This is a genomic window from Streptomyces sp. NPDC025721 (genome assembly GCF_055558595.1).
The window spans coordinates 19,271-45,148 of sequence record NZ_JBVHMF010000039.1 but is presented as its reverse complement, the minus strand read 5'-3'; the positions used below and the strand labels follow the sequence as shown (position 1 = coordinate 45,148).

Genomic DNA, 25,878 nt, shown 5'->3' with positions numbered 1-25,878 from the left:
ACCCCCAACACCACAGTGTGGGCCCTTCCCCCCCCCCTTCCCCCCCTTTTTTTGCCCCCCCCCCCCCCCCCCCCCCCCCCCCCCCCCCCCGCCCCGCCGTCACCGTGGGTTCACGGTGAGGGGATCAGCGGGTCACGGATAGGACACGACATTGCTGGGGGTGGTGTTGGACGCGGTGACCGCTCCGGTGTCGTTGATGACGTGGGTGATGGTGCCCACGCCGCCGAGCGAGACGGTCAGCGCGCTGTGGAATTTCACGCCGGAGGTGTTGGGCACCTCGAACGCGTGGTAGCTGTTCACCGCCGGGTTGACGTTGAAGTAGCAGTAGCTGCCGAGCCCCCACGCCTCATGGGTGGTGACGTTCGCGCCGACCTTGTAGGCGGCGTATCCGTTCTGCCCGTTGGGGTTGACCCAGGCGGCCTGGTTCGGCGGGTCGTACGGCATCTCGTTCTGGAAGAAGATCGTCTTGCCGCCCTGGCCGTTCCAGACGACCTCGTACTTCTGGTAGTGCTCGACGAACAGTCCGGTCGCGAGCACATTGGCGCCGTTGACGATCAGACCGGTGTCGGCGGTGTTGGACGTCCAGCCGACGCCGCTGCCGTGGTCGGCGCGCCAGGCCCAGATGTGGTCGATGATCGTGTTGGCGCTGTTCACGATGAGGCTGGTGGTGGCCTTGCCCGCGACCTGGCCGCCGATCCGGAAGAAGACGTCCTGGATGGTGGTCGGGTTGGCGGCGTGGCTCGCGGTGGAGCCGGAGGGGCCGACGGTCAGCAGCGCGGCGGAGTTGGTGGTGCCCGCGTCGAAGAGCAGACCCTTGAGGCGTACGCCGTCCACGTCGGCGACCTGCATGGCGTTGACGCCGTTGTCGGGCACGAACGTCGGGTAGCCGATGCCGAGGATGGTGGTGTTGGCCTTGGTCACGTTGAGCGTCTGGTTGAGGTGGTAGACGCCGGGGGTGACGAAGAGGTTGCAGCCCTGGGACAGGGCGGTGTTGATGGTCGCGGCCGTGTCCCCGGCCTTGACCACGTAGAACTGGCTCATCGGCAGCGAGGTGCCGGGGGTGCTGCCGTTGGCCCAGCTCGGTCCGGACGCGTTGGTGCGCAGCGACGGCAGGAAGACGCGGTACTTGCCCGCGCTGTCGACGTACAGGTACGGCACGTCACGGGAGACCGGGGTGGTGGCCAGCGTGGTCTCCGGCGGGTTCGGGAAAGTGTTGGCCGGGGCGCCGTTGACGCCGGAGAAGACCATGTTCCACACGCCGCCCGCCCAGCTCCCGAGGTTGCTGTCGCGGGTGTACCACTGCTGCTGCGAGCCGGACGCGGCCTGGCCGCTGACCTTGGTGTCGGCGATGTAGCCGCCGCTGGCGTAGCCGTAGCTGGCCGGGTAGAGCGCGAGCCCGCCGTGCACGTCGATCCGGCGGAAGGGCGCGGCCTGCGCGACGGCCCAACGGTCGGTGCCGCTGGAGGGGTTGATCGCCAGATTCTCCGCGGACCGCCAGAAGTTCTGGGTCGCGTTGCCCGCGTCGGAGGCGTTGAAGGCGTCCACGGTGACGTCACCGTTGATCGTGACGTCGTCGGGGTTCTGGCCGAGACCGGCCACCGAGGTGTAGAAGCCGACGTTGTCGGACACGTTGTACGTGCCCGGCTTGAAGAGCTGCGCGACCCGGTTGTTGCTGAACTGCGCGGTCTGGGTGTCCTTCTGCTGCGCGAACTGCGCGTCGAGCTGCGCCTGGATGGTGGCGCTGGACATCGACGGGTCGTAAATGTGGACGTTCGACCCGAAGTTGGGAGTGTCCGACTGCGTCGGGCAGCTCGCCGAGGTCGAGCCGATGGTGTAACTGGCGGTGGCCACGGCCGAGTTGGTGGACCCGGACTTGATGCCGATCGCCTTGACCGTGGTGCTCGCCGAGATGTTCAGCGGCGCGCTGTAGAGCGTGGAGGAGGCGGTCGGCGTGGAGCCGTCCAGCGTGTAGCGGATGTTCGCGCCCGAGGTGGCGTCGGATATCGTCACGCTCTGCGCCGAACTGAAGGTGCCGCCCGCCGGGCTGAAGGTCGGCGTGGCGACGGTCGTTCCGGTGCCGCCGGTGCCGCCTCCGGTCGTACTCCCGCTGCCCTGGGTGTACGAGAAGTGCGGCGTGTCGTACTGCGGGCCGCTCTTCTCGTACGTGAACCAGTAGTCGAGCACGGTGCCGGTGGTCAGCGAGCTGACGGTCTGGGTCCAGACGCCCGCGTTGTTGGTCATCCGGACGTTCTGCTGATTCGCGCCGTTGACCAGGTAGTGGACGTCGACGTAGGCGGCGGCCGTGGTGGGCTTGAACGTGATCTGCGCCTGCGTGGAGTTCAGTTGGGCGACGCTCTGCGTGTAGTCGGACGCGTCCGCCGAGGCGGTTCCGACGGTCTGGGTGAGGCCGATGATCCCGGCCAGAACGAGGACGAGGGCCCCGAGCAGGGCGACCACGCGTCGCTGCCGACGCGGCGTGCCCTCGGTACGGGCCGGGAGGATGGATCTGCGCATGTGTGGGGGTCCTTTCGCCTGGGTTCGCGAAGTGAACACCAGGGTCAGCGCGGAGATGTGGGGGTGGATCGCGCTCGGCACTGCACATTCAGAGCCAAGGTCCCGCCTTGGCCCTTTGATTCAGTCTCTTGAAAACGCTCTCAATCTGCGGATGGCGGTAATCCCGAATCCGTAAGGCAGTGTCAAGTGGCCATGGCGAGCCGTCAAGCACATGCACCGGATTCACACAGTGAACGATTCGAGTGGGGCGTGCGGGAGACGTGGGATCCGTGGTTCGCCGCCCAGGTCACGCCTCGTCCGCGGTCATCCCTGCCCCCCGTTCACGCCCGCCCCGCTCACGCCCTCCCCCCGTTCACGCCCTGCCCGCGTCGTCGCGGGCCAGGAACGGGCGCAGGAGCGCGAGCAGGGCGCGCGGCCGGTGCAGCGGGATGATGTGGCCGCAGTCCTCGATGAGGTGTGCGGTGAGATCGTCGGCCAGGGGGCGCAGTTGGCGCGCGAGCACGTCGCCGACCGGCTGGGCGCCCAGGGCCATCGTCGGCACCGTCAGGCGGTGGGCGGCGACCGCCTCACCGATCCGCGCCGCGCTCTCGGGCAGGGCGCGGTAGTACGAGAACGCGCGGCTCAACGCCTCGCGGCCGGTGTACGCGCGCACGAACGCGTCCCGAAGTGCGGGGCGCACTCCCTCACCGAGCGTGCCGGAGCGCAGGAACCAATCGACATACTCGGCTTCGTGACCCTCCAGCACGGTCTCGGCGAGGCCGGGCGCCGCGCGGTGGAAGCCGAACCACCACGGCGGTCCGGCGGCGAGGAAGTCCTCGGCGCCGGGCAGTGCGCCCAGCAGGGATTCCATGACGACCAGGCGGCGGACGAGGCCGGGGTGGCGCAGGGCGAGGAGGAAGGCCGCGGGGGCGCCCGCGTCGATGCCCACCACCGCGGCGGACGACACGCCGAGCGCGGCGAGGAGCGCGGCGGCGTCCTCGGCCAGGGTGCCCGCGTCATATCCGGACGGGGCAGGACCACTCGCGCCAAAGCCGCGCAGGTCGGGCGCGATGACGCGGTAGCGGCCGGTCAGATCGGCCATGACGTCCGTCCACACCTCCCAGGTGTGCGGGAAGCCGTGCAGCAGCAGGACGGCGGGACCCGATCCGGCGAGGGCGACGTTCAGTTCGACACCGTTGACGGGCACGCGGCGCAGTTCGGGCATGACGGGACTCCAGGAGTGGTAACCAATGGTGACAAGATCACGCTAGGGAACTAACCTGGTCCGCCCAAGACGGCACTTTCCCCTCAGGTGGTGAGCCCCAGGTGACCACGTCCGGGCCCGACGCACCGGGCACGTACGGGCCGCGGCCCGGCGACCGCGGTGACCTGCTGGATCCGCGCTGCCCGACCCGCCAGCTGCTCGACCGCATCGGCACCAAGTGGACGTCGATGGCGGTCAAGACGCTGGCCGAGCAGGCTCCGGGCGAGGTCCGCTTCGCCGAACTGCGGCGCCGCATCCCCGGCATCTCGCAGAAGATGCTGTCCGCCACCTTGCAGAGTCTGGTCCGCGACGGCCTGGTCACACGCCGCGTGGAACCGACGGTGCCGCCCGCCGTCCACTACCGCCTCACCGACCTCGGCCTGTCCCTCGAACACCCCCTCGCCGCCCTGCGCGACTGGGCCGAGACCCACATGCCGGAGATCGACCGCAACAACCGGCTCGCCGACGGGCCGTCTCCCGACTAGGGCCCGCGCGGCCGACGGCGACAGGCGCCGTTGCTCAGCGCTGGGGGCTCAGGCCAGCCACCGACAGGTCGAAGAGTTGGCGGGCGCGGGCGGCCGGGTCGGGGGCGTGCTCCGTGGCCAGGGCGATGCCGACCAGCAGGGTGATCAGGTCGAGGGCGGTGACGTCCTTGGCCACCGCGCCGTCCCGCGCGGCGCGGCGGAGCAGCGGGCCCGCCGCTTCTTCGAGCGTGGCCGAGCAACTGTTGTTGTGCACCGGGTCGACTCCGGCGGCGTTGTAGGACAGCGCGGTGGCCAGGCCGCGGGCGGAGACGCAGTAGGTGAGGACGTCGCCGAGCCACTCCAGCAGCGCGCCGCGGCTCTCGCCTTCGCCGGTCAGCTCGTGCGCGCGGACGCGCAGGGCCTCGATCCGCTCCCGGGAGACCGCCTCCAGCAGCGCTTGGCGGGTGGGGAAGTGCCGTCGCACGGTCGCGGAGCCGACTCCCGCCGTGCGGGCGATCTGTTCCAGCGAGGCGTCGGCGCCGTGGGCGGCGACCTCCTGCTGGGCCATGGCGAGGATGCGCGTGTAGTTGCGCCGGGCGTCGGCGCGCTGGCCATCCGGCATGGCCTACCTCCATGGTTGCCAAGTGGCGGGGTCCGCCATATCGTACACGGAAGAGAAACGGCGGGCCCCGCCGTTTAGCGTCTCCCAGCACGAGCACCCGAGGAGCATCATGTCCGCACGCCCCGCACCGGTCCTGGTCACCGGTGCCACCGGCCGGCAGGGCGGCGCCACCGCCCGCGCCCTGCTCGCGTCCGGCGTCCCCGTCCGCGCCCTGGTCCGCGATCCGGCCGCCGACCGGGCCAAGGCCGTCGAGGCGCTCGGCGCCGAACTGGTCACCGGCGACCTGCGCGACCGCGGCTCCGTGGTCCGGGCCGCCGAGGGAGTCCGCGCCGTCTTCTCCGTACAGATGCCCGAGATGACGGCGGAGAGCTTCGACTTCGAGGGAGAGGTGACGCAAGGCGTCAACCTCGTCGAGGGCGCGAAGGCCGCAGGAGTGCCGCAGTTCGTGCACACCTCCGTGACCGGCGCCGGTCAGCACACCGAGGCGCCAGGCTGGGCCGAGGGCCGCTGGCATTACATGGAACCCGTCCTGGGCGCCAAGAGCGCGATCCAGGACGCGGTCCGCGCGGCGGGTTTCCCCCACTGGACGCTGCTCAAGCCCGGCTTCTTCATGGAGAACTTCCTTCCGTCCATGGCGTTCCTGTTCCCGCGCGGCATCGAGGGCGGCCTGGTGAGCGTCCTCAGGCCGGACACCCATCTGTCGCTGATCGCGGTGGACGACATCGGCCGCACCGCTGCGGCGGCCTTCGCCGATCCGGAGCGGTTCGACCGGGTCGAACTGGAGCTGGCGGGCGACTATCTGTCGATGACTCAGATCGCCGACGTCCTCTCGCGGGCCCTGGGCACTCACCTGCCCGCGCCGGACATGACAGAGCAGGAGGCGCTCGCCGCCGGAATGCCGGCCATGGGCGCTTCGCATGAATGGCTCAACGCGGTCGACCAGCCGGGCCGCCCGCAGTACGCGCGGGAGCTCGGCATCCCGCTCACCGGCTTCGAGGAGTGGGCGCGGCAGCACATGGTGGCCGCGGCCTGAACCGCGCCCGCGAGGCGAGCGAGCCCGCACCGCGACCGGCCGGAGCCCGCGGTGAGCCGTCCCCTCAGGCGCCGGGGAGGACGGCCGCGACGACCTTGCGGATCGCGGCGGGTGTCGGCGGCGGTCCGTCGCGGTCGGCGAACAGCAGATGGCCGGCGCCGATCAGGGTCGGGGCGAGGAGAGCGGCCTCGGCCGCCGCGTCGAGCGGCTGCGGCGGCTGCGTCCTGGTCGCGACCGGCCCACCGACGAGGGCGAAGAACTCGTCTCGCCCAGCCGGAGCGCACATGCTCCGGCCGTCCGAGCCGGGCTGGGACGGCACCTGCCGCCGCCTCGTGGCGACCTGTCTGCGGGGCCCGCGGCGTGAGCCGTGACCGACCCCGATGGCCCCGCGCGCCTCGGCCGGCGGAAAACCACAGGCCGCGCGGCGGCCCAACTGCCTATATTCCTGGCCATGCCCCAGATCGAACTGCTCCACCCGGACCACTCCCCCGCGCTGCTCGCCTTCGAGCGGGAGAACCGGGCCTACTTCGCCGCGACGATCCCCGACCGGGGCGACGACTTCTTCGCCCGCTTCGACGACCACCTCCGTGACCGGCTGGCCGAGCAGGAGACCGGCGCCTGCTACTTCCACGTCGTGACCGGTACCGAGGGCGACGTCCTCGGCCGGATCAATCTCGTCGACGTCGCCGACGGCGGCGCCGACCTCGGCTACCGGATCGCCGAACGCGCCGCGGGCCGGGGCCTGGCCACCTGGGCGGTACGGGAACTGTGCCGCACGGCCGCCACCGAGTACGGGCTGACCGTCCTGCGCGCCGGAACCACCCTCGACAACGCGGCCTCCCGAGCCGTACTGGCCCGTACGGGCTTCACCGTCGTCGGCGAGCACCAGTTCTCCGGCCGCCCCGGCCTGACGTACCGCCGCGCCCTCACGCCGTAGCGGACGGGGAGAGCTGTTCGCGCACCCACGCGGGATCGGGGTTGGTGTACGGCCGGCCCGCGACGACGACGGTCGGGACGGTCTCATTGCCCTCGTTGACCGCCCTCACCGCCTCCGCCGCGGCCGGGTCACGCCAGATGTTGACCCAGTGCAACCGGCGGGCCCTGCGGCCGAGTCGGAAGCGCAGGCGCAGGCAGAATTTGCAGCCCGGCCGCCAGTAGACGATCGGCCGGCCGTCGGCGGCGCTGAGGCGCTGCGCCTCGGACGCGCCGATCGACCGGGGGAAGACCAGAGGCGAGTTCAGCCCCGCGAGCAGCACGAAGGCCAGCAGGAAGGTCGCGGCCCGGCCGGGGCTCCCGCCGAGGATCAGCCCGGTCGCGGCGGCCACGCCGCAGAGGACCAGCAGCATCGGCAGGAACCACGCACGCATCATGATCAGGCAGCTTATCGGTGCGGTGAACCGCCTCGCGGTCCAGGCCGCGGCTCGCCCGCGTACCCCCGTACAACCGGGCAACCGGGCAACCGGAGTCGGCCTCGCGCGCGACGCGTCGCCTTCGGTCGATGACGCCGGTATTCGGTTTGCCGTCGGCCGACGGGCTCGGATAGGAAACGTGCATGCTCAAGGGGAACAAGGTCGGGCTGAGGGCTCGGCACGCGGATGACATCCCGGTCCTGCGGACCGAGCTCTACAACGACGTGGTCAACGCCGCGCGAGCGGAGGGCGGCCCGTGGCGGCCGGTCTCGCCCGAGTCGAAGGATCCGCGGCTGTTCGTGGACGACAAGGAGGAGGGGCACGTCGCCTTCTCCGTCGTGGAGTTGGACGGCGGCGCCCTGGTCGGCACCGCGACGCTCTGGGGTATCGACACCCACAACCGGTCGGCGCACATCGGATTGGGCCTGTTGCCGTCCGCTCGCGGGAAGGGCTACGGGACGGACGTGGTCGCGGCCCTGTGCCAGTACGGCTTCGTCGTGCGCGGCCTGCACCGGTTGCAGATCGAGACGCTGGCGGACAATGACGCGATGCTGCGCTCCGCCGAGCGGAACGGCTTCGTCCGCGAGGGCGTGCTGCGCTCGTCGGCGTGGGTGATGGGCGAGTTCCTTGACGAGGTCCTGCTCGGGCTCCTGGCCGAGGACTGGAAGCCGTAGCCAGGGGCCGCTTGAGGGCGCGGGCACGGGCCGGTTTCACATGTGCTGCCCGTGGTGGTCCACGACGGCGGTGAGGAGCCGGGCCAGCTCGGCGCGTTCCGGTTGGGACAGCGGGGCGAGCACCTGGTCCTCCACCTCGGTCAGCAGTCCGTCGAGCTTCAGGAGCCGGCGGCGGCCCGGCCCGGTGAGCGCGATGATGTTCTGCCGACGGTCGGCGGGGTTGGCCGAGCGTTCGAGCAGCCCGCTCTCGGCCAGTTCGTTGACGACCGCGACCATGTCGCTGCGGTAGATGCCCGTACGGCCGCTCAGTTCGGCCTGGCTGGCGGGCCCGAACTCCTCCAGGGTGGCGAGCACCGCGTAGTGCCATTTGCGGGCGCCCTCCCGCCTCAGCTCCTCGTTCACCAGGCGGTCCGAGCGGATCGCGGCGAGCGACAGGAGCCGGGTCCGCAGATTCCGCAGCCGCGCCGGAGTGGCCGCGACGGTGGCCTGCGGTGCGGTCGGGGGTGCCGTGTCACGTGCGCCGTTGCTCATGCCGCGATCATACCCTTTGCGTTAGTGCCACTAACGGATTATCTTCGACACGAGATAACCGTTAGTGTGACTAGCGATGTGGAGAAGCGTCATGCCCGTGACGAAGGTGCTCGATTCGACGATGTTCCACGAGGAGACGGGCAGCGGCACTCCCGTCGTCTTCCTGCACGGCAATCCCGGCTCGTCCCACCTGTGGCGCAAGGTGCTGCCCGCGATCGACCTGCCCGCCCGCCTGCTCGCGCCCGACCTGATCGGCATGGGCCGCTCGGGCAAGCCCGACGTGCCGTACCGGTTCGCCGACCACGCGCGCTACGTGGACGCGTGGTTCGACCGGCTGGACCTGGACAAGGTGGTGCTCGTCGGCCACGACTGGGGCGGGGCCCTCGCCTTCGACTGGGCGGCCCGCCACCCCGACCGGGTCCTGGGTGTGGCCTTCTTCGAGACCATCGTGCGGCCGATGTCCTGGAGCGAACTGGGCGAGGGACCGCGCTCGCGCGCCGAGACCATGCGCGGGCCGCAGGGCGAAGCCCTGGTGCTCGACCGGAACGTCTTCCTGGAGTCGGCCTTCACCGGCGGGGTGCTGCACCCGGTGGGCGAGGACGACCTGCGGGCCTACCGGGCGCCGTACCCGACACCCGAGAGCCGCCGCCCGATCCTCGCGTGGGCCCGCTCACTGCCGCTGGACGGCGAGCCGGCCGATGTCACCGAGCGCGTCGAGCAGTACGACAAGTGGCTCGCGAGCAGCGATCAGGTCCCCAAACTGCTGCTCACCTTCGACTCCTCGCCCACCTTGCTGATCGGCCCGGAGACGGCGGACTGGTGCGCGGCGAACATCGCGGCCCTGGAGACCCGGCACTGCGGTCCCGCCGGGCACCACGCCCCGGAGGACCAGCCGCAGGCGATCGCGGACGCGATCACCGCGTGGGCGCGGCGGCACGCGGTGGTCACCGGCCGCTGAGCGCGCTGCCCGGCCGTTCCCGCGCCGGGCCCGTACAGGAAATCAGTTGCGCCCGGTGGCCCCGTGTCAGCAGGGTGCGGGGGTGATCGGGACGGGGACCGCACCGGCCACGGACGTCGGTCGAGCCGCGACCGTATCGGCGTCCCCCTCCGTATCCGCCGTCCGTATCCGCCATCCGTATGCGCTACCCGCATTCGCTTCCGCAGGAGGATTCGCCGTGCAGCGTTCTGAAGGCCCGGCCGTCACGGAGATGCCCGTGGCGGACAAGGAGGCCGGCCCCTACGGCATCGCGGCAGGACCTGACGGCGCCCTGTGGCTCACCCTCGCGCAGAGCGGCAGCGTGGCGCGCCTCACCCTCGACGGCGAATTCAGCGAATTCCCGCTGGACTCGCGCGGGAGCCGCCCCACGGTCATCACTGCGGGCCCGGACCGCGCGCTGTGGTTCACCCTCCATCTGGCGAGCGCGATCGGCCGCGTCGGCACCGACGGCGCGCTGCGCTCCTACCGGCTGCCGACGCCCGACAGCGGCCCCTTCGGCATCGCCACCGGCCCCGACGGCGCGCTGTGGTTCACGCAGATGAACACCGACCGGATCGGCCGGATCACCGTCGAGGGAGAGATCACCGAGTACGCCCTTCCCGTACAGGGCGGCTGTCCCTCGGCGATCACCGAAGGCCCGGACGGGGCGCTGTGGTTCACGCTCAACCAGGCGAACGCGATCGGCCGCGTCACCGTCGAGGGCGCGGTCGACCTGTACCCCCTGCCGACTCCGGGTGCCGCGCCGGTCGGCATCGCCAGTGACGGCGCCGCCTTGTGGTTCGTCGAGATCGCGGCGGGGCAGATCGGCAGGATCACGACGGACGGGCGGATCGAGGAGTTCCCGCTCCCCGACCGTACGGCCAAACCGCACGCCGTCGTCGCGGCCGGCGTCGGGGACTGCTGGTTCACCGAATGGGGAGCCAACCGCATCGGTCACCGCGCGGCGAGCGGCGAGATCACCGCGTACGACCTGCCGACCGCCTCATCGGAGCCGCACGGCATCACCGTGGGTCCGGACGGCGCTGTCTGGGCGGCCCTGGAGGTGGGAGCCGTCGCACGGCTCGCGCCCTGAGGTGAACCGCCGCCTCGGCGGGGCCGGGCGGGTCGTCACCGCGCCCGCGCGGAAATCCCTCGACAGACCGCGCCTCGCCCGCTGGAACAGTCGCGGTCGTCCGAGATCGCCAGCCACATCGATCGCACCGCCTCAAGGAGCCGTCCTGACCACGCAGCACACCCCGGGCACCGCGGACTTCCGCACCGCGATCGACACCGCGCTGGTACGACGGCTGGTCGACAGACAGTTCCCGCGGTGGGCCGGACTTCCCCTGGAACCGCTCGGCGCGGCCGGTTCCGATCATGTGATCCACCGGCTGGGCCGGGAGTTGTCGGTCCGCCTGCCCCGCCACCGCGGCGCCATCGGCCAGGCCGCGAAGGAGGCGCGGTGGCTGCCCCGGCTCGCCGCGCACCTTCCGCTGGCCGTCCCCGTACCCGTAGCTGTCGGACGGCCCGACCTCGGCTATCCGTGGCCGTGGGCGGTCACCCGGTGGCTGGACGGCGAGGTGGCGACCGTCGAGCTGCTCGGCGAATCGGTGGGCGCGGCGGTCGAGTTGGCGGAGTTCCTGCTGGCCCTACAGCGATTCGCACCGCCGGACGCGGTCGCGGACGGCCAAACGGGCCTTGCGGCGAGCCCGTTGGCCGCGCGGGACCGCGCGACCCGGGCCGCCGTCGCGAGGGTCGCCGACGCCTTCGACGCGGCGGCGATGACCGGCCTGTGGGACGCGGCGCTGCGCGCCCCCGCGTGGGACCGGCCGCCGGTCTGGGTGCACGGCGACTTCCACACCGGCAATCTGCTGACCGTCGACGGCCGCCTCAGCGCGGTCATCGACTTCGGCGGCCTCGCCCTCGGTGACCCGGCCTGCGATCTGATGGTCGCCTTCACCTTGATGTCGGCCGGGAGCCGGGCCGCCTTCCGCGCCACGCTCGGCGTGGACGACGCCACCTGGACACGCGGTCGCGGCTGGGCACTGGCCACCGGCCTGAACGCCTACGTGTCCTACGCCGCCGACGATCCGCGCGTCGCCGCACAGACCACCCGCCAGATCACCCAGGCCCTCAGCGGCTAGGTCCCGCACAGGTCCGCCTCGCTACGACCGCAGGGTGGTGTTGTCGTGGCCCTCCGCCATCAGTGCGAGGACTTCGCGTTCGAGCGCCGCGCGCGGGCGCTCGTCCCGGAAGCCGGGCGGCATCCGGACGTCGAGCACGGCGATGGCCGGGCGGTGTTCGAGCAGCGCGGGCAGCGCCTCGGGGCCGGTGCCGACGACGTCGACCGCCTCGTACCCCGAGGAGGTGAGCAGCAGGACGAGCCCTTGGCGCAGCAGCGCGTTGTCCTCAGCGATCACCACACGCACGGCAACTCCGCCTGGATGACGGTCGGTCCGCCGACCGGACTGGACGCGGTGACCTCGCCGTCGAGCGCGGCGACCCGGCGGCCTGTGCCCGAGCAGACCCGAGGCGCCGTGCTCCCCGCTCGCCGTCCGCTCGTCCACGCCGCGTCGGCCGCGTGACGGCGCGGAGCCCCGGGTGAGCGGGGAGGACACGTCCGCTCATACTGGGGCGACCGCAGACCCCGCACTCCTGGAGAAGTCACGTGATCGTCGTCGGTCTCATGTCGGGCACCTCGATGGACGGCCTGGATGTCGCCGTCGGTGAGTTCGGTTTCGACGGGGAGGTGCTGACGCTGCGGCCGCTCGGGGCCGAGGAGTACCCGTGGCCGCCCGAGACGCGGGAGCGGCTGCTCGGGCTGCTGCCGCCGTCCGCTGTCGGACTCGCCGAGGTGTGCGAGGTGGACACGCTGGTGGGGCAGGCGTCCGCGGCGGCGGTCGTCAGGGCGATCGAGCGGTTCTCGGGCGGCCGGGCCGACCTCGTGGCCTCGCACGGCCAGACGGTGTTCCACTGGATCACCGACGGCCGCGCCCTCGGCACCCTGCAACTCGGCCAGCCCGCGTGGATCACCGAGGCGACCGGACTCCCTGTCGTCTCGGACGTACGGGCCCGCGACATCGCGGCGGGCGGCCAGGGCGCGCCGCTCGCCAGCACGCTGGACACGCTGTGGCTCGCGGACGACACGTCGGCCGGTGCCGGGACCGTACCGACCCGCCGGGCCGCGCTGAACCTCGGCGGCATCGCCAATGTGACGGTGGTCGGCGGCCGGGACGAGCCGGTCGTCGCCTTCGACACCGGTCCGGCCAACTGCCTGCTCGACGCCGCCGCCCACCGCGTCACCGGGGGCCGGGCCGGGAGCGACCTCGACGGCCGCCTCGCGCTGGCCGGGACCGTACGCCCGGACCTGCTGGCCCGGCTGCTGGACGAGCCGTACTACCGGCGGGAGGCGCCGAAGTCCACCGGCCGCGAGCTGTTCAGGGCCGACTACGTCGAGCCGCGGTGCGCGGGGCTCCCGCCGGTGTCGGACGAGGATCTGATGGCGACGCTGACAGAGCTGACGGCCGTGACCGTCGCGGACGCCTGCCGCCGGTACGGGCTCACCGAGGTCGTCGCCTCCGGGGGCGGGGTACGCAATCCGGCGCTGATGGCGGCGCTGCGCGAGCGGCTGAGCCCCGCGGTCCTCGTCACCAGTGACGAGCGCGGGCTGCCCGCGGGCGACAAGGAGGCGTATCTGATGGCGTTGCTGGGCTTCCTCACCTGGCACGGGATTCCCGGTGTGGTCCCCGGCGCGACCGGCTCCTCGACCCCGCGGGTACTGGGCCGGATCACTCCGGGCGACGCGCCGCTCCGGCTGCCGGAACCGGCCCCGAGCCCGCGCCGCCTCGCCGTCCTGCCGCCGGTCTGACCCGTACCGCCTGGCGACGGCCGACGGCCCGCAGGGGGGACACGCTGGGCGGCATCACCTTGTGCGTACCGCCGTTGAGGCGTGCGCCGATGAGCGCCGATCAGGCGCGGTCGTGGAGCGTGATCTGGTAGCCGTCGGGGTCGGCGAAGGTGAACGTCCGGCCGAAGGGGCCGTCGACCGGCGCGGAGACGATGGTGTGACCGTCGGCGACGAGAGCGTCATGGACGGCATGGACGTCGGTGGCGTGCAGCCAGATCGCGGCACCGATGCCGGGCTGGGCGACGGACGCGAGATCGGTGCCGGGAACGATGTCGCGCAGTGCGAACGCGATCGGCTTCGTCTCGAAGACGACGGCGTGCGAAGGTCCGGCCTGCGAGCGGACGAGGCCGAGGTACTGCTCGTAGAACGCCTGTGAGGCGCCGACCTCGCGCGCGGCGCGTTCGTCACACGGCAGTCGATGAACGTGCTGCTCCAGACCCTGGAACGGGACGGCTACGTGACCAGGCCCGCGGCGGCGCCCGTCGGGAAGGTCCTCCCCACGCGGCTCACACCGCGCGGCCGACGGAGCCTGGAGAAGGCGACCGTGGCCGTCCGTTCCGTAGAGGTGAGAATGCTGGCCGGCCTGACCGACACCGAGCAGTCAGGCGCGTTCCGAATCCTGCAAAGCATGATCCATTCCCTGCGCGACACCTAAGCCGACGGCCCATGCGGCGCTGGTTGACGCAACATCGTCTGGGAGACGCGGCTCCTGGCCACGCCTTCCAGCGCCTCGGCTCCCGCGCCGCGTCCGTCAGGCCACCGTCACTTCGAGAGGAAGTCGCGCAGCGCGGTGTTGACCTCGTCGGCGTGGGTCCAGAGCAGGCCGTGCGGTGCTCCTTCGACCTCGACGTAGTCGGCCTCGGGGAGCGCCTTGTGGAATCGGCGGCCAGTGGCGTCGATCGGGAGGATGTTGTCCTTCGTTCCGTGCAGGATCAGCGCGGGCTTGCCGCTCGCACGGACCGCCTCGACATCGGCGCGGAAGTCCTCGATCCATGCCGGGACCGCGGCGTACGCGGCCACCGGAGCGCTGAGGACCGCGACGTTCCAGCTACCGGTCACCGCCTCCTCGCTGATACGGGTGCCGAGGTTCTCGTCGAGGTTGTAGAAGTCCGCGTAGAACTGCTTGAACCAGGCGTACCGGTCCGCCTTCGCGGTCGCCGCGATGCCGTCGAACACTTCCTGCGGCACGCCGTCGGGGTTGTCGTCGCGGGCGACGAGGAACGGCTCCAGTGAGGCGAGGAAGGCGAGCTTCGCGACACGCTCATGACCGTGCCGGCTCACGTAGCGGGCGAGTTCCCCCGTGCCCATCGAGAAACCGACAAGGACGACGTCCCGCAGGTCGAGGGTCTCGAGGACCGTGTTCAGATCGGCGGCGAAGGTGTCGTAGTCGTAACCGGAGTTCACCTTCGAGGACTGGCCGAAGCCTCGGCGGTCGTAGGTGATGACCCGATAACCCTGGGCCAGCAGTTCGCGCGTCTGACGTTCCCAACTGTGCCCGTCCAGCGGGTAGCCGTGGACCAGGACGACCGGCTGCCCGGAACCCTGGTCCTCGTAGTAGAGCTCGACCGGCGTGCTGTTCTCCGTGCCGACGGTGATGTAACCCATGGTCTCTTTCCCTTTCCGGCCGACGAACCGAACGCCGACCCGTGTCTTTGAGCCCGATGGCTCGATTTCTGTGCGAGAACTCCGTTTCACCGGCGGCGAGTCGGATGATTCCCCGCTCCGCCGCCGACCGCTTCCCGTGCCGGGCCGCCCCTCGGCGGACGCACGGCCTGGTCCACGGTGTCCACGACGGTGACGCGGCCGCCGTCGCCGGGATCGGGATCGGGCATGATCGATTCCGGGTCGGCGAGATACACCTCGTGACCACTCAGCGTCAGCCGACGCACGACCTCCAGCAGCACGCGCCGCGCCGCGCCGTCCATCGAATGGACCCTTGTCAGGTCCAAGGCCACCCTTACGGCCGAAGGCGGAACGGCCATGGCTTCCTGAACGACCCTCTCGGCCATGGCGAAGCCGATGCGGCCTTGCAGTCGCAGGACCCGGAGCGCGTTCGGTCCGCTGCCCACGTCATGGTGGGACCGCGCCACCGCACGCGCGGCGGCGGGGACCTCCATCACACGCAGGCCCATGCCCCCGGAGAATCGTTCGAACAGGGACACCCCGCGAACGCTGTTCCCGTGACGATCCAGGCGTGGTGAGAACGTGGCCATGCCGATCTGTCCGGGGAGCGCGCCGATCAGGCCCCCTGCCATCCCGCTCTTCGCCAGAATGCCGACCCCGCGTGGTGACGAGTACGGAACACTGCCGGATGTAACCGTCCACGACGGCCTCGGGGTCCTCGGTGAGGCCACGCGCTCTGCCGGAAGCAGGTTCTCCGCACCGGCGAGTGCGTGCACGGTGATCGCACCAACGTTGATCATGGGATTGAGAGGGCGCAGTGCCTCTGCCGGATAGTCGGGAATGATCGGCCGCATTCGTCCTCCATGCGCAATCGGCGTCGGGCACCGCCGCACGACGGTGTGTCTGACTGTCCATCCGCGCGGAAGGCGACGAGATGACCGCGGTTCTCCGGTCCGGTCGAGGCGCCGCTGTTCTTCTGCGACGAGTGCTCAAGCAGCCGTGCCGGACTCGGGGGCGGCGGTGAGCGCGCGAAGCTGGTCGATGTCGACGTTGGCTCCGAAGGCGGGGGTTCCCGGCTCGAGCCGGACGCCCGCCGCAAGGCCGCCGATGGCGAGGGGGTCGAATCCGAGTGCGGTGATCAGGTCAGCGACGACGGCGAGATCCTCGGGCGAGTCCCCGGCGATCGCGATGGCCTTGCGTCCGACGGAGCCGACTGGACGGGCCCCGTCCTCGAGATCGTGGTAGCCCATGTGGTTGAGGGCTTTCACGACACGTGCGCCCGTCAGGAACCGCTGAACGGCCTCGCTCGACGACGTGTCGGGCGGGAGGATCTCGTCGCGGGGACCGTCGACCTCCCACCAGTGGTTCATCGCGTCGACGACCAGCTTGCCCTTCAGCTCCGTGACCGGGAGGTCACGGTGTTTGCCGAGCGGGAGGGCCAGGACCACCACGTCGGCGGCATCGGCGGCCCGGGCCGGCCATACGGCGGTCGCTCCGGGCGTGAGGACCCTGGCGGTGAGCGCGACCTTGGAGGGGTCGCCAGACCCGGAGATCAGGACTCGATAGCCGGCGGCGACCGCCAGGCGTGCCAGGACAGTGCCGACCTTCCCGGCTCCCAGGATTCCGACCGTGGTGACAGGGTCAGTCATCGCGTGGCTCCCGCCGAGGCGGCGGGCCGCTCGGACAGAAGTTCACGGACCCGAGGGATGACCTGGGTGCCGTACAGCTCGACCGAACGCAGGCGCGCGGAGGCCGAAACGGTGCCGGCGGCGGAGTAGATCATGTCGAACCGGCCCGCGTCCAGGACTCGTACGGCATGGGCGATCCTCGCCGCGACCGTCTCGGCCGAGCCGACGTACAGCGACCCGCGGTCCACCTCCGCGTCGAATTCCTCCCGGCGGAGCGGCGGCCAGCCGCGCTGCCTCCCGATGCGGTCGCGGATCTCCTTGTACCCGGGGTAGAAGAGCTCCTTGGCCTCTTCGTCGGTGGAGGCGACGAAGCCGGGCGAATGAGTCCCGATCGGCTGGGCCGTTGTGCCGAACTCGTCGCTGGCCCGCCGGTAGAGATCCACGTAGGAAGCGAACCGGTCGGGAGCGCCGCCGATGATGGCGAGCATGAGCCGGAAGCCGTATCGCGCGGTGCGGAGCACGGACTGCGGTGTCCCGCCCACCCCTACCCAGGTGTTGAGACGTCCCGACTCCGTCTTCGGGTACACCTCGGCATCACGCAGGGCGGCACGCGTGGTGCCGTCCCAGGTGACCGGCTTCTCGTCCAGGAGTCGATGGAAAAGGTCGATCTTCTCCTCGAACAGCACGTCGTAGTCCTTGAGGTCGTACCCGAACAGCGGGAACGACTCGGTGAAAGAACCGCGCCCGAGAATCACCTCGGCGCGGCCGTTGGAGAGCGCGTCGACCGTGGCGAACCGCTGGAACACCCGCACCGGGTCGTCCGAGGACAGCACGGTCACGCCCGAGGCGAGCCGGATGCGCCTCGTGGCCGTCGCGATGCCCGCCAGCACCGTCTCGGGGCTGGAGATCGCGTACTCGGGTCGGTGGTGCTCGCCCAACGCGACGACGTCGATACCGACCTGGTCGGCGAGGACCGCTTCGGTCACCGCGGCGCGGATGGCCTGGGCGTGCGAGACGATGACGCCCTGGTCGTCCCGGGGCCGGTCCCCGAAGCTGTCGATGCCGAACTCGATTTGCGAAACGTCCATCGTGCTCACTCGCTCAACGCTTTCGTTGGGTCGGGGCATGGCGATGCGTGGTTCGTGACCGCCGGGCGGGACATCCGTCCCGGGCGACCTGTGCGGATTCCCCGCCGGTCAGGTGCAGCGACCGCACCACCGTCGCTTTAGTTGACATGTAAACCATGCCACTCTTATGGTTGAGATGTCAACTAGATTCCGGTGCGACACCCTCGCCAGCAGTGGATGGAGGGGAGGCCGGGCACAGACCTCCGGCCCCTGACGAGGATTCCTCGCCTGACGCGGGCCCGCATGGCCGTGCCGCCCACCGGCAGGGGCCGCTGCGGCCCCGCCGGAAGGTACTCGCTCTCACCCTCACCGTCGTCGCGATCGCGGCGACCGCGCTCGCGGCCGCTTCCGCGGCGACGACGGACACGCCCAAGGACACCGCGGCACCCCTGAAGTGGGAACCGTGCCCGAAAGAAGCCGCCGCGCCGCGGTTGGAGTGCGGAACCCTGCACGTCCCCCTGGGCTACAGCCGGCCCGACGGTCGCCAGATCGAGATCGCGGTTTCCAGGCTGGCCAGTGATCAGCCGTCCACGCGCCGGGGGCCCGGCAGTGCACCGGCTCGCGCAGCGCGTGGATACTGCCGCACATCACCACCGCCAACAACGCCGCAAGGGGTGCGCGCTGAGAACAGGGCCGTGTTGTGCGGCTGCGGTCAGAGCCGCCTCCAGCCGTACTGCGACCACGCGGGGCCCTGCGGTCAGTGACACGACAGGCGCCCCGGCCCGCGCGGTGGGGACACCGCTCGGCTGAGTTATCGTCAGCGGCGCCGAGAACGACTCCGCCCGCCTCACGCGCCAGAGGTCGGCCGGATGCTTCCGTCAGCCTCTGTGCGGCCGACTTCGACCACCGCCTTGCCGTGGAGCGTGCGCGTGAGGAGCCGGTCGATCGCTTCGTCGACGCGGTGCCAGGAGCCGCGCCACGCCACTGACGGAGTCAGGTCCCCCATGGCGACCCGCTCGCTCAACCAGCTGAGGTCGGGAGGCAGCGGAGCGCCGTCGAGCTGGTGGAAGGTGACGATGCTGCGGTTGTGACGCGCCGGACCGGCGATGAGGGCACCCGGCGGGAACGACTCCGGCTCGGGAGCGACGTGCCCCAGGGCGACGAGCACCCCGTCCCGCTCCAGGAGGTCGAACGCCTCCACGAGGAGCGCGCCACCGACACACTCGACGACTCCGTACACGGATCCGGCGTACTCACTGGGGCGAGAGACCACCTCGGCGGCACCGAGAGAGCGCAGCTCGGCGGCGTACGGCGCGGCCGAGCCGGTGACGGCGACGACCGTGGCCCCGCCCATGCGCGCGAGTTGCACCGCGTAGCGTCCGACTCCCCCGGTGGCGCCCGTGACCATGACGGTTCGGCTGAGGATGGGGCCGATGCGCCGTAGCGCGCGCAGAGCACTGTTGGCGGCGACCGGGATGGTGCTCACTCCGCCGAGATCCGCGTTCCGGGGAACCACACCGATCATCGCGGTGTCCGCGACCCTGTACTCGGCCCAGCCGTTCGCCTCGTCGAGTGTGATGACAGGCGTACCCACCGGGGGCCCGGAGCCGTCGCGTGCGGCTTCGACGACGTGTCCGGCCGCTTCCCACCCCGGAATGGCACCGTCGGGCAGTTCGCGCGCGGTCACGATTTCCCCGTAGTTGAGCGAGAACGCGTCTACCTTCACCAGGACCTGGGAAGGGCCGGGCCGAGGTGGTTCGGCCTCGCCCACCCGGAGCGCCGTACCGCGTGTGTGGTCGACCATCAGTGCTCTCACGGAAGCCCTCCTCAATGTGCCACTGAGAGGCACATGCTACCAAGTGGCACATCGAGGGTTTCACGGTAGGCTGCACGCGTGGATGGCGCCAGACCGGTCGGAGGGCAGGGCGGAGCCCGGCCGGAGACACTCAGGGAGCGCAAGAAGGCGCAGACCCGCCGGGACCTGGTGGTCCATGCGCTGGAGTCCTTCACCCTTCACGGCGCGGATGCTGTCACCCTCGACGACTTGTGCCTTCAGGTGGGCGTCTCGAAGCGCACGTTCTTCCGGTACTTCACCAGCAAGGAAGACGCGGCGATGACGCCGTTGCAGGATCTGTGGCGCGAGTTTCTGCGGCGGCTGGATTCGGAGCCGCAGTCCCGCGACGCCGACGCGACAGTCCTCTCCGTCCTGCGCGACACCCTGGTCGCCTCCATCCGCGAATGTGCGGCTCGGGACGCGAACTGGACCCGGCTCACGCTCCTTGCGCTCGGGCTCGACGCCGTCCACCCGTCGTTCACCGCGCACAATCTCCGGTTCTGCGACGAGGCCGTTCAGGCTGCGCTGAGCACCCTGGCACCGGTCCTGGGCATTTCGGATGCGGACGATCCCAGGCCCAGGCTCCTGCTCGACCTCTTCCTCGTCGCCTCGCGTGACGCCCAACGAGTCTGGATGCGGCGCCCGGAGGACGGCGACAGCGCGGAGAGTCTCGTCCTTCTCCTCAACCGCACCGTCGCCGCGCTCCCGGCGAGTCTCGAACTCAAGGCGCCTCAAGACTGATCGCTCACGCGTCCACGCCGACCCTTCCCACCGCCCGGCCCGTGGCTCGGCTCGCACCAGGAACGCGCACCGCTCCGGCGCACCCGTGCTGGCACTCGCCTCACATATCCCGTCCCGTCAGTTCGGCACCGGTTTCTTCCAGGAGAAGCACCCGGAACGGCTGTTCGTCGAGTGCGGCGAATACCGCGAGATGATCAGCACCTCCGAGCAGATGCCGGGGTACTGCGGAGGCGGGCGCTCTCGCACGACGGACCGTTCCCGGTCGACCTGGTGACCGACCCCGACGCGCTGTCGATCCGCCGCACGTCTCGGCCGCTTCGGCCTTGGGGGCCGACATCGCACGCCCGGTGGCGCTTCCGTACGGGCTCGTCGGCTGCGACGCCGAAGGCGACCTCGGGGTCGTCCCGTCCACGTCAGATCTGGTTGGCGCCGCCGTCGACGTAGATGTTCGCGCCGACGACGTAGCTGCTCTGCTCCGAGGCGAGGAAGGCCACGACCGCGGCGGCTTCCTCGGGCTGGCCCATGCGGCCCTTGGCCACGGTCGCGGCGACGTTCTCCTTGACGGCCCGGGCGGTCTCCTCATCGCCGAAGGCGGCGGTGCCCCCGGGCGTCTCGATCCATGCCGGCGAGACCACGTTGACCCGGATGCCGCGGGTCTTGAGCTCGTTGGACCACGTCCGCGCGAAGGACCGGACGGCCGCCTTCGACGCCGCGTAGGCGCCGAACGCTTCCACGCCGCGGTCGCCGGCCGTCGAGCCGACCAGGACGACCGACGCTCCGTCGTTGAGCAGCGGCAACGCCTTCTGCACGGTGAACAGCGTGCCTCGGACATTGACCCCGAAGGTCTGGTCGAAGTGCTCCTCGGTGGTCTGTTCCAGTGTCACGAACGCGCCGATCGCCGCGTTCGCCACGAGCACGTCCAGACCGTTGCCTCGCGCCCGGACGGCGGCGTAGAGCCGGTCCAGGTCCTCCGGCTTCGCGATGTCGCCGACGACCGCGGTGGCCCGGTCCGCTCCGATGGTCTTGACGGCGGCCTCCAGCTCGGACGCGCGGCGACCGGTGACGAAGACGTACGCGCCCTCGTCCGCCAGCCGGACCGCGGTGGCCAGACCGATACCCGTGCTGCCCCCGGTGACCACCGCCGTCTTGCCTTCCAGCTGTCCCATGTGGATGTCTCCCTCACTGTCCCGGTGCCCATCTGTACGACATCGATACTGCGGGAGCAGTGGAGTACGATCAATCACGGATAGTCCTCCATTGTTTACGTATCGTCCAGGAGGTGTCGTCGATGCTCGGGTTCGGGGATCCGGTGGCCGACGCGATCAGCCTGCTCCGGCCCCGCACGGTGATCGGGCCCAATCTCCGGGCCTCGGGAAAGTGGGCTCTGCGCTTCGACACGTTTCCTCACGTGCGGGTCGGGGGCCTCGTACGCGGCACGTGCTGGTTGATCCTCGAAGGGCACGAGCCGGTGCTCCTGCGGGAGGGTGACACCTTCATGCTGGGCAACCCGCCGCCTTACGTGCTGGCCAGCACGCTCGACGCAAGCCCGCGCCCCGCGGAGCCGGTGTGGGCGGGCGCCGACGACGGATTCGTGCGGATCGGCCCGGAGGCCGAGGAGGACCTCTACCTCTGCGTCGGGCACATCGCGTTCGACGACAGGAACGCGGCACTCCTGACCGATCTTCTGCCGCCGCTCGTGATCGTCCGCGCCGGCGATCCTCATGGCGGGCGGCTCGCCCAGCTGATCGATCTCCTCGCCACCGAGGTCGGGATCACCGCCGCCGGTGGCCCGCTGGTGCAGAACCACCTCGCGCAGATCCTGCTCGTGCACATGCTCCGCGCCCACGCCGGTCAGACCGACCGGCCCACCGGCTGGCTGGGCGCCCTGAACGAGGACGGCATCGGTGCCGCCCTGCGCGCCGTGCACGCGGACGTGGCCCACTCCTGGACCCTCAAGGAGCTCGCCGAGATCAGCCACATGTCACGTTCCGCGTTCGCCCACGCCTTCAAGAGCCACGTCGGTGTCCCGCCGCTGGAGTACCTGATCCAATGGCGCATCAGCCTCGCCCGCGACGCCCTCGCCCGCGACACCCTGTCGATCTCCGAGCTGGCGCGCGCCACGGGTTACCGGTCCGAGAGCGCGTTCAGCACCGCGTTCCGCCGCGTCGTCGGCTCATCGCCCGCACAGTTCCGGAACCAGGAACGGCGGTCATCACGCTCGGCCGCGAACGGAAACTGAAGGAGCCGTCCCACGCTCAGCCGACCCCGCCCGCGCCCGCGACTCATACGGCGGATCCGCGGGCCTGACGTGGGGACATCGGGTCGCGTCCTGCTGGCCACGGGAGCAGGTGAGATGTCAACAACATCGATAGACTGTGCGCATGGACGTGACGCCACGCTGGCTCGAGCCGGAAGAGAAGGCTGCCTGGGACAGCTTCATCCGCATGCAGGAGACCCTCATCGGACGGCTGTCCCGCCACGTCCAGACCGACTCCGGAATGTCCGCGTCCGACTACATCGTGCTCTCCAGCCTCACCGAAAGGGGCGGGGGGCGCATGCGGTTCCTGGATCTGGCCAAATCCGTGGAGTGGGAGAAGAGCCGGATGTCCCACCAGGTCTCGCGGATGACGAAACGCGGGCTCACCGTCAGGGAGGAATGCCCCGACGACGGCCGTGGAGCATTCGTCGTCGCGACTCCCGCCGGCTACAAGGCGATCGAAGACGCCGCGCCGATGCACGTGGAGCGCGTACGACGCCTGTTCGTCGATGCCCTGACCCCGAGTCAGCTCAGCACTCTCGCTCTGATCTCCAAGAGAATCCTGGACCACATCGAGAAGCAGCCGGACTGACCGGGCGTCACCGTCAGTTCACGTCCTGCCCGGCCGCCATGGCCTCGTCAGGTGCTTCGAAGGGGGCTCGGATGGCCGCGGAGCCGGCACCGGAGCGCTGGGCTGAGGGCAGTACCGCGCACGGAGGGCGTCGGCGCAGAAGGCGGCAGGGCGGTGGCGGCGGGCGAGTCGAGCGGTGTGGCGGGGTCAGTGGTCCTCGGCTGACGCGCGTCGGCCGGGGTGGGGATGGGAGCGGCGCTGGTGCACCACGCCGTAGGTCTGCGCGAGCGCGGCGGTCGCGCGGTCGTACGAGCGCTGGGCGATGCCGACGAACAGGCAGTCGACCACGGCCAGTTGGGCGATCCGGCTGGCGGTCGAGCCAGACCGCAGGGGCATCTCGCGGACCGCGGTGGTGAGCACCAGGTCGGCGGACCGGGTGAGCAGCGAGCCCGCGAAGTTGGTGAGGGCGATGGTGGTCGCCCCGCGCTCGGCGGCGGCCTCCAGCGGGTCGACGGTGTCCACGGTGGCGCCGGAGTGGGAGATGCCGACCGCCACGTCGTTCTTGCCGAGCAGGGCGGCGGCGGTCAGGGCCGCGTGCGCGTCCGTCCAGATGAACGCCATGAGGCCGATGCGGTGCAGCTTCTGGTGCAGGTCCTGGCCGACGAAGCCGCTCGCCCCGATGCCGAAGATGTCGATCCTGCGGGCCTGGGATATCGCCCGTACGGCCAGTTCCAGGGTGTCGAGGTCGAGGTTTGCACCGGTCTCCTCCAGCGCCCGCGCCTCGTTGTACACGATTTTGTCCACGACCTGGGCGAGGGTGTCCGCCTCGCTGATGTCGCCGCTGGCCCGTAGCCGGTCCGCGCTCTGCGCGTCCTCGCGCGCCGCCGCTCCGGCCAGCGCCACGCGCAGGTGCGGGTAATTGCGCAGCCCGATCGTCCGGCAAAAGCGCATCACCGTCGTCACCGAGGTCTCCGCCTGCCCGGCCAGCGCCGTGCTCGACAGCCGCGCCGCCCCGGCCGGATCGCTCAGGATCGCCGCCGCGACCCGCTTCTCCGCGGGCTGGAGGGAGGGGACGGCGCCGCGGATCCTGACCAGTACGTCACCGGCGAGCGCGTCGTCGGGCGCCCGGTGCGCCGTGACGCCGGAGACGGGAGGGGCCGCCGCGGTCGGAGGGACCGCGGCGGACGCGTCCTGCGCGGTGGGCACGGGCAACAGTGCGCGCTTGGCCATGGCTTCCTCCAGATGACGTCAGCGACAGCGTAGCCCGGAGATGATGTTAAAAACGAACACTATGACCGCCGCTCGCGGTAGTTATTGACGCGTCAGGCCGTCATCTCCATACTTGCCGAATCACCGCAGCCCAAGGGCGGTCCGCAGCCGGACCGTCCGGCCATGCCGTACGCCCGGCGGGCGGGGCTGCGCGTACCGGGGACGGCGCCGCCGGGGTCCCCGTCCGACACCTCTGGCACCGCACCGCGAAGGAGACACAGCTCGATGAGATCTATGTGCAAGGCAGGCATTGCCGGGCTCACCGCGGCCGTCTTCCTGCTCACCGCGTGCGGGAACGACGGCTCGTCCTCCTCTTCCCCCTCCTCCGCCGACGGCAAGTCGCTGACCTGGTGGGTCATGAAGGGCACCAACCCGGACGCGACGGCCTTCTACGCCGCGGCGAAGAAGGAGTTCGCCGCCGAGACCGGCGCCACCTTGAAGATCCAGGAAGTGCAGTGGGCCGACGCCCACGACAAGCTGGTCCGCGCCTTCGCGGGCGGCGGCGGTCCCGACGTCTCGGAGATCGGCACCACCTGGACCCCGGAGTTCGCCGCCGCGGGCGGGCTCACCGACCTCACCCAGCAGATCGACTCCGCGGGCATCTCCAAGGACCTGATCCCCGCCCTGAAGGACTCCGCGACCTACGACGGCAAGCAGTACGGCGTCGGCTGGTACGCCGGTGTGCGGGCGATCGTCTACCGCAAGGACGTCTTCACCGAACTGGGCCTGAAGACCCCGGCCACCTGGGCCGAGCTCGAGCAGACCGTGAAGACGCTCAAGCAGAAGAAGCCCGACATGATGCCCATGCCGATCGCCGGCGCGAGCTCGTACGCCTCGGCGCCCTTCATCTGGGGTGCGGGCGGTGACTTCGCCAAGGACAGCGGCGGCAAGTGGACCGGCACCCTCGACTCGCCGCAGGCCCGGGCGGGCCTGGAGTTCTACACCAACCTCGCGCTCAAGGACGACTCCTCCAGCGTCGGCGCCTCGACCTGGAAGGAGACCGACCTGCTCGACTCCTTCGTCAAGGGCAAGGCCGCCATGGTGATCCAGGGCAACTGGACCCCGAAGACCGCGGTCGCCACCGACCCCACCCTCAAGGACAAGATCGGCGCCTTCCCGATCCCGGGCAAGGACGGCGGCATCGCGCCCGCGTTCCTCGGCGGCTCCAACCTCGCGGTCCTCAAGACCAGCAAGAACCCCGATCTGGCCTGGAAGTTCATCAAGATGATGACCACCGGCGGCCTGAGCAAGCAGTGGGCGGACCAGGCGGGTTACTTCCCCAGCACCACCACGCAGCTCAAGCAGTACGCCAACAGCCCCGACCCGCTGGTGGCGCCGTTCGCGAAGACGATGCTCGAAGCGGGCAAGAACGTGCCGAGCGCGCCGCAGTGGGGCGCCGTCGAGGGCGACCAGACCGTGACGCAGATGCTCCAGTCGATCCTTACCGGCACCTCGGTGCAGAAGGCCACCACGACAGCCTCTGACTCCATCACCAAGACGCTCCAGGGGAGCTGA

The 25,878-nt window shown here is 70.8% G+C and carries 25 protein-coding genes and 4 pseudogenes; 13 read left to right on the top strand and 16 right to left on the bottom strand.

The window, feature by feature from the left end; translation table 11 throughout:
* Positions 1-132: 132 nt before the first annotated feature.
* The 3 genes and pseudogenes from ACZ4EF_RS34475 to ACZ4EF_RS34465 form a co-directional block, all read right to left on the bottom strand.
* Positions 133-2,010 carry an FN3 associated domain-containing protein gene (locus ACZ4EF_RS34475; protein ID WP_467508124.1) on the bottom strand — a complete coding sequence of 626 codons (1,878 nt, stop codon included), beginning with the start codon at positions 2,008-2,010 and terminating at the stop codon, positions 133-135.
* Positions 2,011-2,145: 135 nt separating this feature from the next.
* Positions 2,146-2,514, bottom strand: a pseudogene (locus ACZ4EF_RS34470) (hypothetical protein); the annotation flags it as partial.
* Positions 2,515-2,866: 352 nt separating this feature from the next.
* A complete protein-coding gene (locus ACZ4EF_RS34465; RefSeq protein WP_391052428.1) occupies positions 2,867-3,718 on the bottom strand; it encodes an alpha/beta fold hydrolase in 852 nt (283 codons plus the stop codon).
* 101 nt (positions 3,719-3,819) lie between these two features.
* Here ACZ4EF_RS34465 and ACZ4EF_RS34460 point away from each other — a divergent pair, with 101 nt between their 5' ends.
* Positions 3,820-4,242 (top strand): winged helix-turn-helix transcriptional regulator, encoded by a 423-nt coding sequence (locus ACZ4EF_RS34460; RefSeq protein ID WP_402712651.1) that lies wholly within the window; start codon positions 3,820-3,822, stop codon positions 4,240-4,242.
* 34 nt (positions 4,243-4,276) lie between these two features.
* On the opposite strand, the gene ACZ4EF_RS34455 is transcribed toward ACZ4EF_RS34460, so the two are convergent.
* Positions 4,277-4,843 (bottom strand): TetR/AcrR family transcriptional regulator, encoded by a 567-nt coding sequence (locus ACZ4EF_RS34455; protein WP_467508099.1) that lies wholly within the window; start codon positions 4,841-4,843, stop codon positions 4,277-4,279.
* A gap of 109 nt (positions 4,844-4,952) precedes the next feature.
* Between ACZ4EF_RS34455 and ACZ4EF_RS34450 the strand changes: the two genes are divergently transcribed.
* A complete protein-coding gene (locus ACZ4EF_RS34450) occupies positions 4,953-5,876 on the top strand; it encodes an NmrA/HSCARG family protein (protein WP_467508097.1) in 924 nt (307 codons plus the stop codon).
* Between the two features lie 64 nt (positions 5,877-5,940).
* Here ACZ4EF_RS34450 and ACZ4EF_RS34445 read toward each other — a convergent pair.
* Positions 5,941-6,069, bottom strand: a pseudogene (locus ACZ4EF_RS34445) (TetR/AcrR family transcriptional regulator); the annotation flags it as partial.
* 258 nt (positions 6,070-6,327) lie between these two features.
* On the opposite strand from ACZ4EF_RS34445, the gene ACZ4EF_RS34440 reads away from it, so the two are divergent.
* Positions 6,328-6,813, top strand: a complete 486-nt coding sequence (locus tag ACZ4EF_RS34440) for a GNAT family N-acetyltransferase (protein ID WP_355347546.1) — start codon at positions 6,328-6,330, stop codon at positions 6,811-6,813.
* Here the strand turns inward: ACZ4EF_RS34440 and ACZ4EF_RS34435 are convergent.
* The gene (locus ACZ4EF_RS34435; RefSeq protein WP_355347549.1) at positions 6,803-7,246 is read right to left on the bottom strand and encodes a glutaredoxin domain-containing protein; all 444 of its coding nucleotides are present in this window, start codon (positions 7,244-7,246) and stop codon (positions 6,803-6,805) included. The genes ACZ4EF_RS34440 and ACZ4EF_RS34435 overlap by 11 nt on opposite strands.
* A gap of 182 nt (positions 7,247-7,428) precedes the next feature.
* Here ACZ4EF_RS34435 and ACZ4EF_RS34430 point away from each other — a divergent pair, with 182 nt between their 5' ends.
* Complete coding sequence (locus tag ACZ4EF_RS34430) at positions 7,429-7,959, top strand: GNAT family N-acetyltransferase (RefSeq protein WP_355347552.1); 531 nt, start codon at positions 7,429-7,431, stop codon at positions 7,957-7,959.
* Between the two features lie 36 nt (positions 7,960-7,995).
* Here ACZ4EF_RS34430 and ACZ4EF_RS34425 read toward each other — a convergent pair whose 3' ends face one another.
* Positions 7,996-8,490 (bottom strand): MarR family winged helix-turn-helix transcriptional regulator, encoded by a 495-nt coding sequence (locus tag ACZ4EF_RS34425; RefSeq protein WP_467508094.1) that lies wholly within the window; start codon positions 8,488-8,490, stop codon positions 7,996-7,998.
* 91 nt (positions 8,491-8,581) lie between these two features.
* On the opposite strand from ACZ4EF_RS34425, the gene ACZ4EF_RS34420 reads away from it, so the two are divergent.
* The 3 genes from ACZ4EF_RS34420 to ACZ4EF_RS34410 all read left to right on the top strand — a co-directional run bounded on the left by ACZ4EF_RS34420 (position 8,582) and on the right by ACZ4EF_RS34410 (position 11,610).
* On the top strand, positions 8,582-9,448 hold the full coding sequence (locus ACZ4EF_RS34420; RefSeq protein ID WP_401720630.1) for a haloalkane dehalogenase: 867 nt from the start codon (positions 8,582-8,584) through the stop codon (positions 9,446-9,448).
* A 250-nt stretch (positions 9,449-9,698) separates the two neighbouring features.
* Positions 9,699-10,559 (top strand): Vgb family protein, encoded by an 861-nt coding sequence (locus ACZ4EF_RS34415; RefSeq protein ID WP_467508122.1) that lies wholly within the window; start codon positions 9,699-9,701, stop codon positions 10,557-10,559.
* 145 nt (positions 10,560-10,704) lie between these two features.
* Positions 10,705-11,610 carry an aminoglycoside phosphotransferase family protein gene (locus ACZ4EF_RS34410; RefSeq protein WP_467508120.1) on the top strand — a complete coding sequence of 302 codons (906 nt, stop codon included), beginning with the start codon at positions 10,705-10,707 and terminating at the stop codon, positions 11,608-11,610.
* 78 nt (positions 11,611-11,688) lie between these two features.
* Here the strand turns inward: ACZ4EF_RS34410 and ACZ4EF_RS34405 are convergent.
* Positions 11,689-11,895, bottom strand: a pseudogene (locus tag ACZ4EF_RS34405) (response regulator); the annotation flags it as partial.
* Between the two features lie 239 nt (positions 11,896-12,134).
* Between ACZ4EF_RS34405 and ACZ4EF_RS34400 the strand changes: the two are divergent.
* Positions 12,135-13,334: an anhydro-N-acetylmuramic acid kinase gene (locus ACZ4EF_RS34400; protein ID WP_355347564.1), complete on the top strand. Its 1,200-nt coding sequence runs from the start codon at positions 12,135-12,137 to the stop codon at positions 13,332-13,334.
* A gap of 100 nt (positions 13,335-13,434) precedes the next feature.
* Here ACZ4EF_RS34400 and ACZ4EF_RS34395 read toward each other — a convergent pair whose 3' ends face one another.
* A complete protein-coding gene (locus ACZ4EF_RS34395) occupies positions 13,435-13,788 on the bottom strand; it encodes a VOC family protein (RefSeq protein ID WP_467508118.1) in 354 nt (117 codons plus the stop codon).
* Between ACZ4EF_RS34395 and ACZ4EF_RS34390 the strand changes: the two are divergent.
* Positions 13,753-14,028: pseudogene (locus ACZ4EF_RS34390) on the top strand (MarR family winged helix-turn-helix transcriptional regulator); the annotation flags it as partial. The gene ACZ4EF_RS34395 and the pseudogene ACZ4EF_RS34390 overlap by 36 nt on opposite strands.
* Positions 14,029-14,135: 107 nt before the next feature.
* Here the strand turns inward: ACZ4EF_RS34390 and ACZ4EF_RS34385 are convergent.
* The 5 genes from ACZ4EF_RS34385 to ACZ4EF_RS34365 all read right to left on the bottom strand — a co-directional run bounded on the left by ACZ4EF_RS34385 (position 14,136) and on the right by ACZ4EF_RS34365 (position 19,462).
* Complete coding sequence (locus tag ACZ4EF_RS34385) at positions 14,136-14,978, bottom strand: alpha/beta fold hydrolase (protein WP_355347567.1); 843 nt, start codon at positions 14,976-14,978, stop codon at positions 14,136-14,138.
* A gap of 86 nt (positions 14,979-15,064) precedes the next feature.
* The gene (locus ACZ4EF_RS34380) at positions 15,065-15,850 is read right to left on the bottom strand and encodes an STAS domain-containing protein (protein WP_402712644.1); all 786 of its coding nucleotides are present in this window, start codon (positions 15,848-15,850) and stop codon (positions 15,065-15,067) included.
* A 135-nt stretch (positions 15,851-15,985) separates the two neighbouring features.
* Entirely contained in the window at positions 15,986-16,645 is a 660-nt protein-coding gene (locus tag ACZ4EF_RS34375) for an NADPH-dependent F420 reductase (protein WP_401720612.1), read from the bottom strand.
* Entirely contained in the window at positions 16,642-17,712 is a 1,071-nt protein-coding gene (locus ACZ4EF_RS34370; protein ID WP_391052521.1) for an LLM class flavin-dependent oxidoreductase, read from the bottom strand. Before ACZ4EF_RS34370 ends, ACZ4EF_RS34375 begins: the two co-directional genes overlap by 4 nt.
* Positions 17,713-18,538: 826 nt before the next feature.
* Positions 18,539-19,462: a zinc-binding dehydrogenase gene (locus ACZ4EF_RS34365; protein WP_467508090.1), complete on the bottom strand. Its 924-nt coding sequence runs from the start codon at positions 19,460-19,462 to the stop codon at positions 18,539-18,541.
* A gap of 123 nt (positions 19,463-19,585) precedes the next feature.
* Between ACZ4EF_RS34365 and ACZ4EF_RS34360 the strand changes: the two genes are divergently transcribed.
* A complete protein-coding gene (locus ACZ4EF_RS34360) occupies positions 19,586-20,266 on the top strand; it encodes a TetR/AcrR family transcriptional regulator (protein WP_391164274.1) in 681 nt (226 codons plus the stop codon).
* Positions 20,267-20,679: 413 nt separating this feature from the next.
* Here the strand turns inward: ACZ4EF_RS34360 and ACZ4EF_RS34355 are convergent, their stop codons facing one another.
* On the bottom strand, positions 20,680-21,432 hold the full coding sequence (locus ACZ4EF_RS34355) for an SDR family NAD(P)-dependent oxidoreductase (RefSeq protein WP_467508087.1): 753 nt from the start codon (positions 21,430-21,432) through the stop codon (positions 20,680-20,682).
* A 59-nt stretch (positions 21,433-21,491) separates the two neighbouring features.
* Between ACZ4EF_RS34355 and ACZ4EF_RS34350 the strand changes: the two genes are divergently transcribed.
* Together ACZ4EF_RS34350 and ACZ4EF_RS34345 are read left to right on the top strand one after the other, a co-directional pair.
* Positions 21,492-22,505 carry an AraC family transcriptional regulator gene (locus tag ACZ4EF_RS34350; RefSeq protein WP_467508085.1) on the top strand — a complete coding sequence of 338 codons (1,014 nt, stop codon included), beginning with the start codon at positions 21,492-21,494 and terminating at the stop codon, positions 22,503-22,505.
* A 142-nt stretch (positions 22,506-22,647) separates the two neighbouring features.
* Positions 22,648-23,115 carry a MarR family winged helix-turn-helix transcriptional regulator gene (locus ACZ4EF_RS34345; RefSeq protein WP_391052476.1) on the top strand — a complete coding sequence of 156 codons (468 nt, stop codon included), beginning with the start codon at positions 22,648-22,650 and terminating at the stop codon, positions 23,113-23,115.
* 186 nt (positions 23,116-23,301) lie between these two features.
* On the opposite strand, the gene ACZ4EF_RS34340 is transcribed toward ACZ4EF_RS34345, so the two are convergent.
* Positions 23,302-24,324 (bottom strand): MurR/RpiR family transcriptional regulator, encoded by a 1,023-nt coding sequence (locus tag ACZ4EF_RS34340; RefSeq protein WP_467508082.1) that lies wholly within the window; start codon positions 24,322-24,324, stop codon positions 23,302-23,304.
* Between the two features lie 264 nt (positions 24,325-24,588).
* Here ACZ4EF_RS34340 and ACZ4EF_RS34335 point away from each other — a divergent pair, with 264 nt between their 5' ends.
* Positions 24,589-25,878 carry a sugar ABC transporter substrate-binding protein gene (locus ACZ4EF_RS34335; RefSeq protein ID WP_355347582.1) on the top strand — a complete coding sequence of 430 codons (1,290 nt, stop codon included), beginning with the start codon at positions 24,589-24,591 and terminating at the stop codon, positions 25,876-25,878.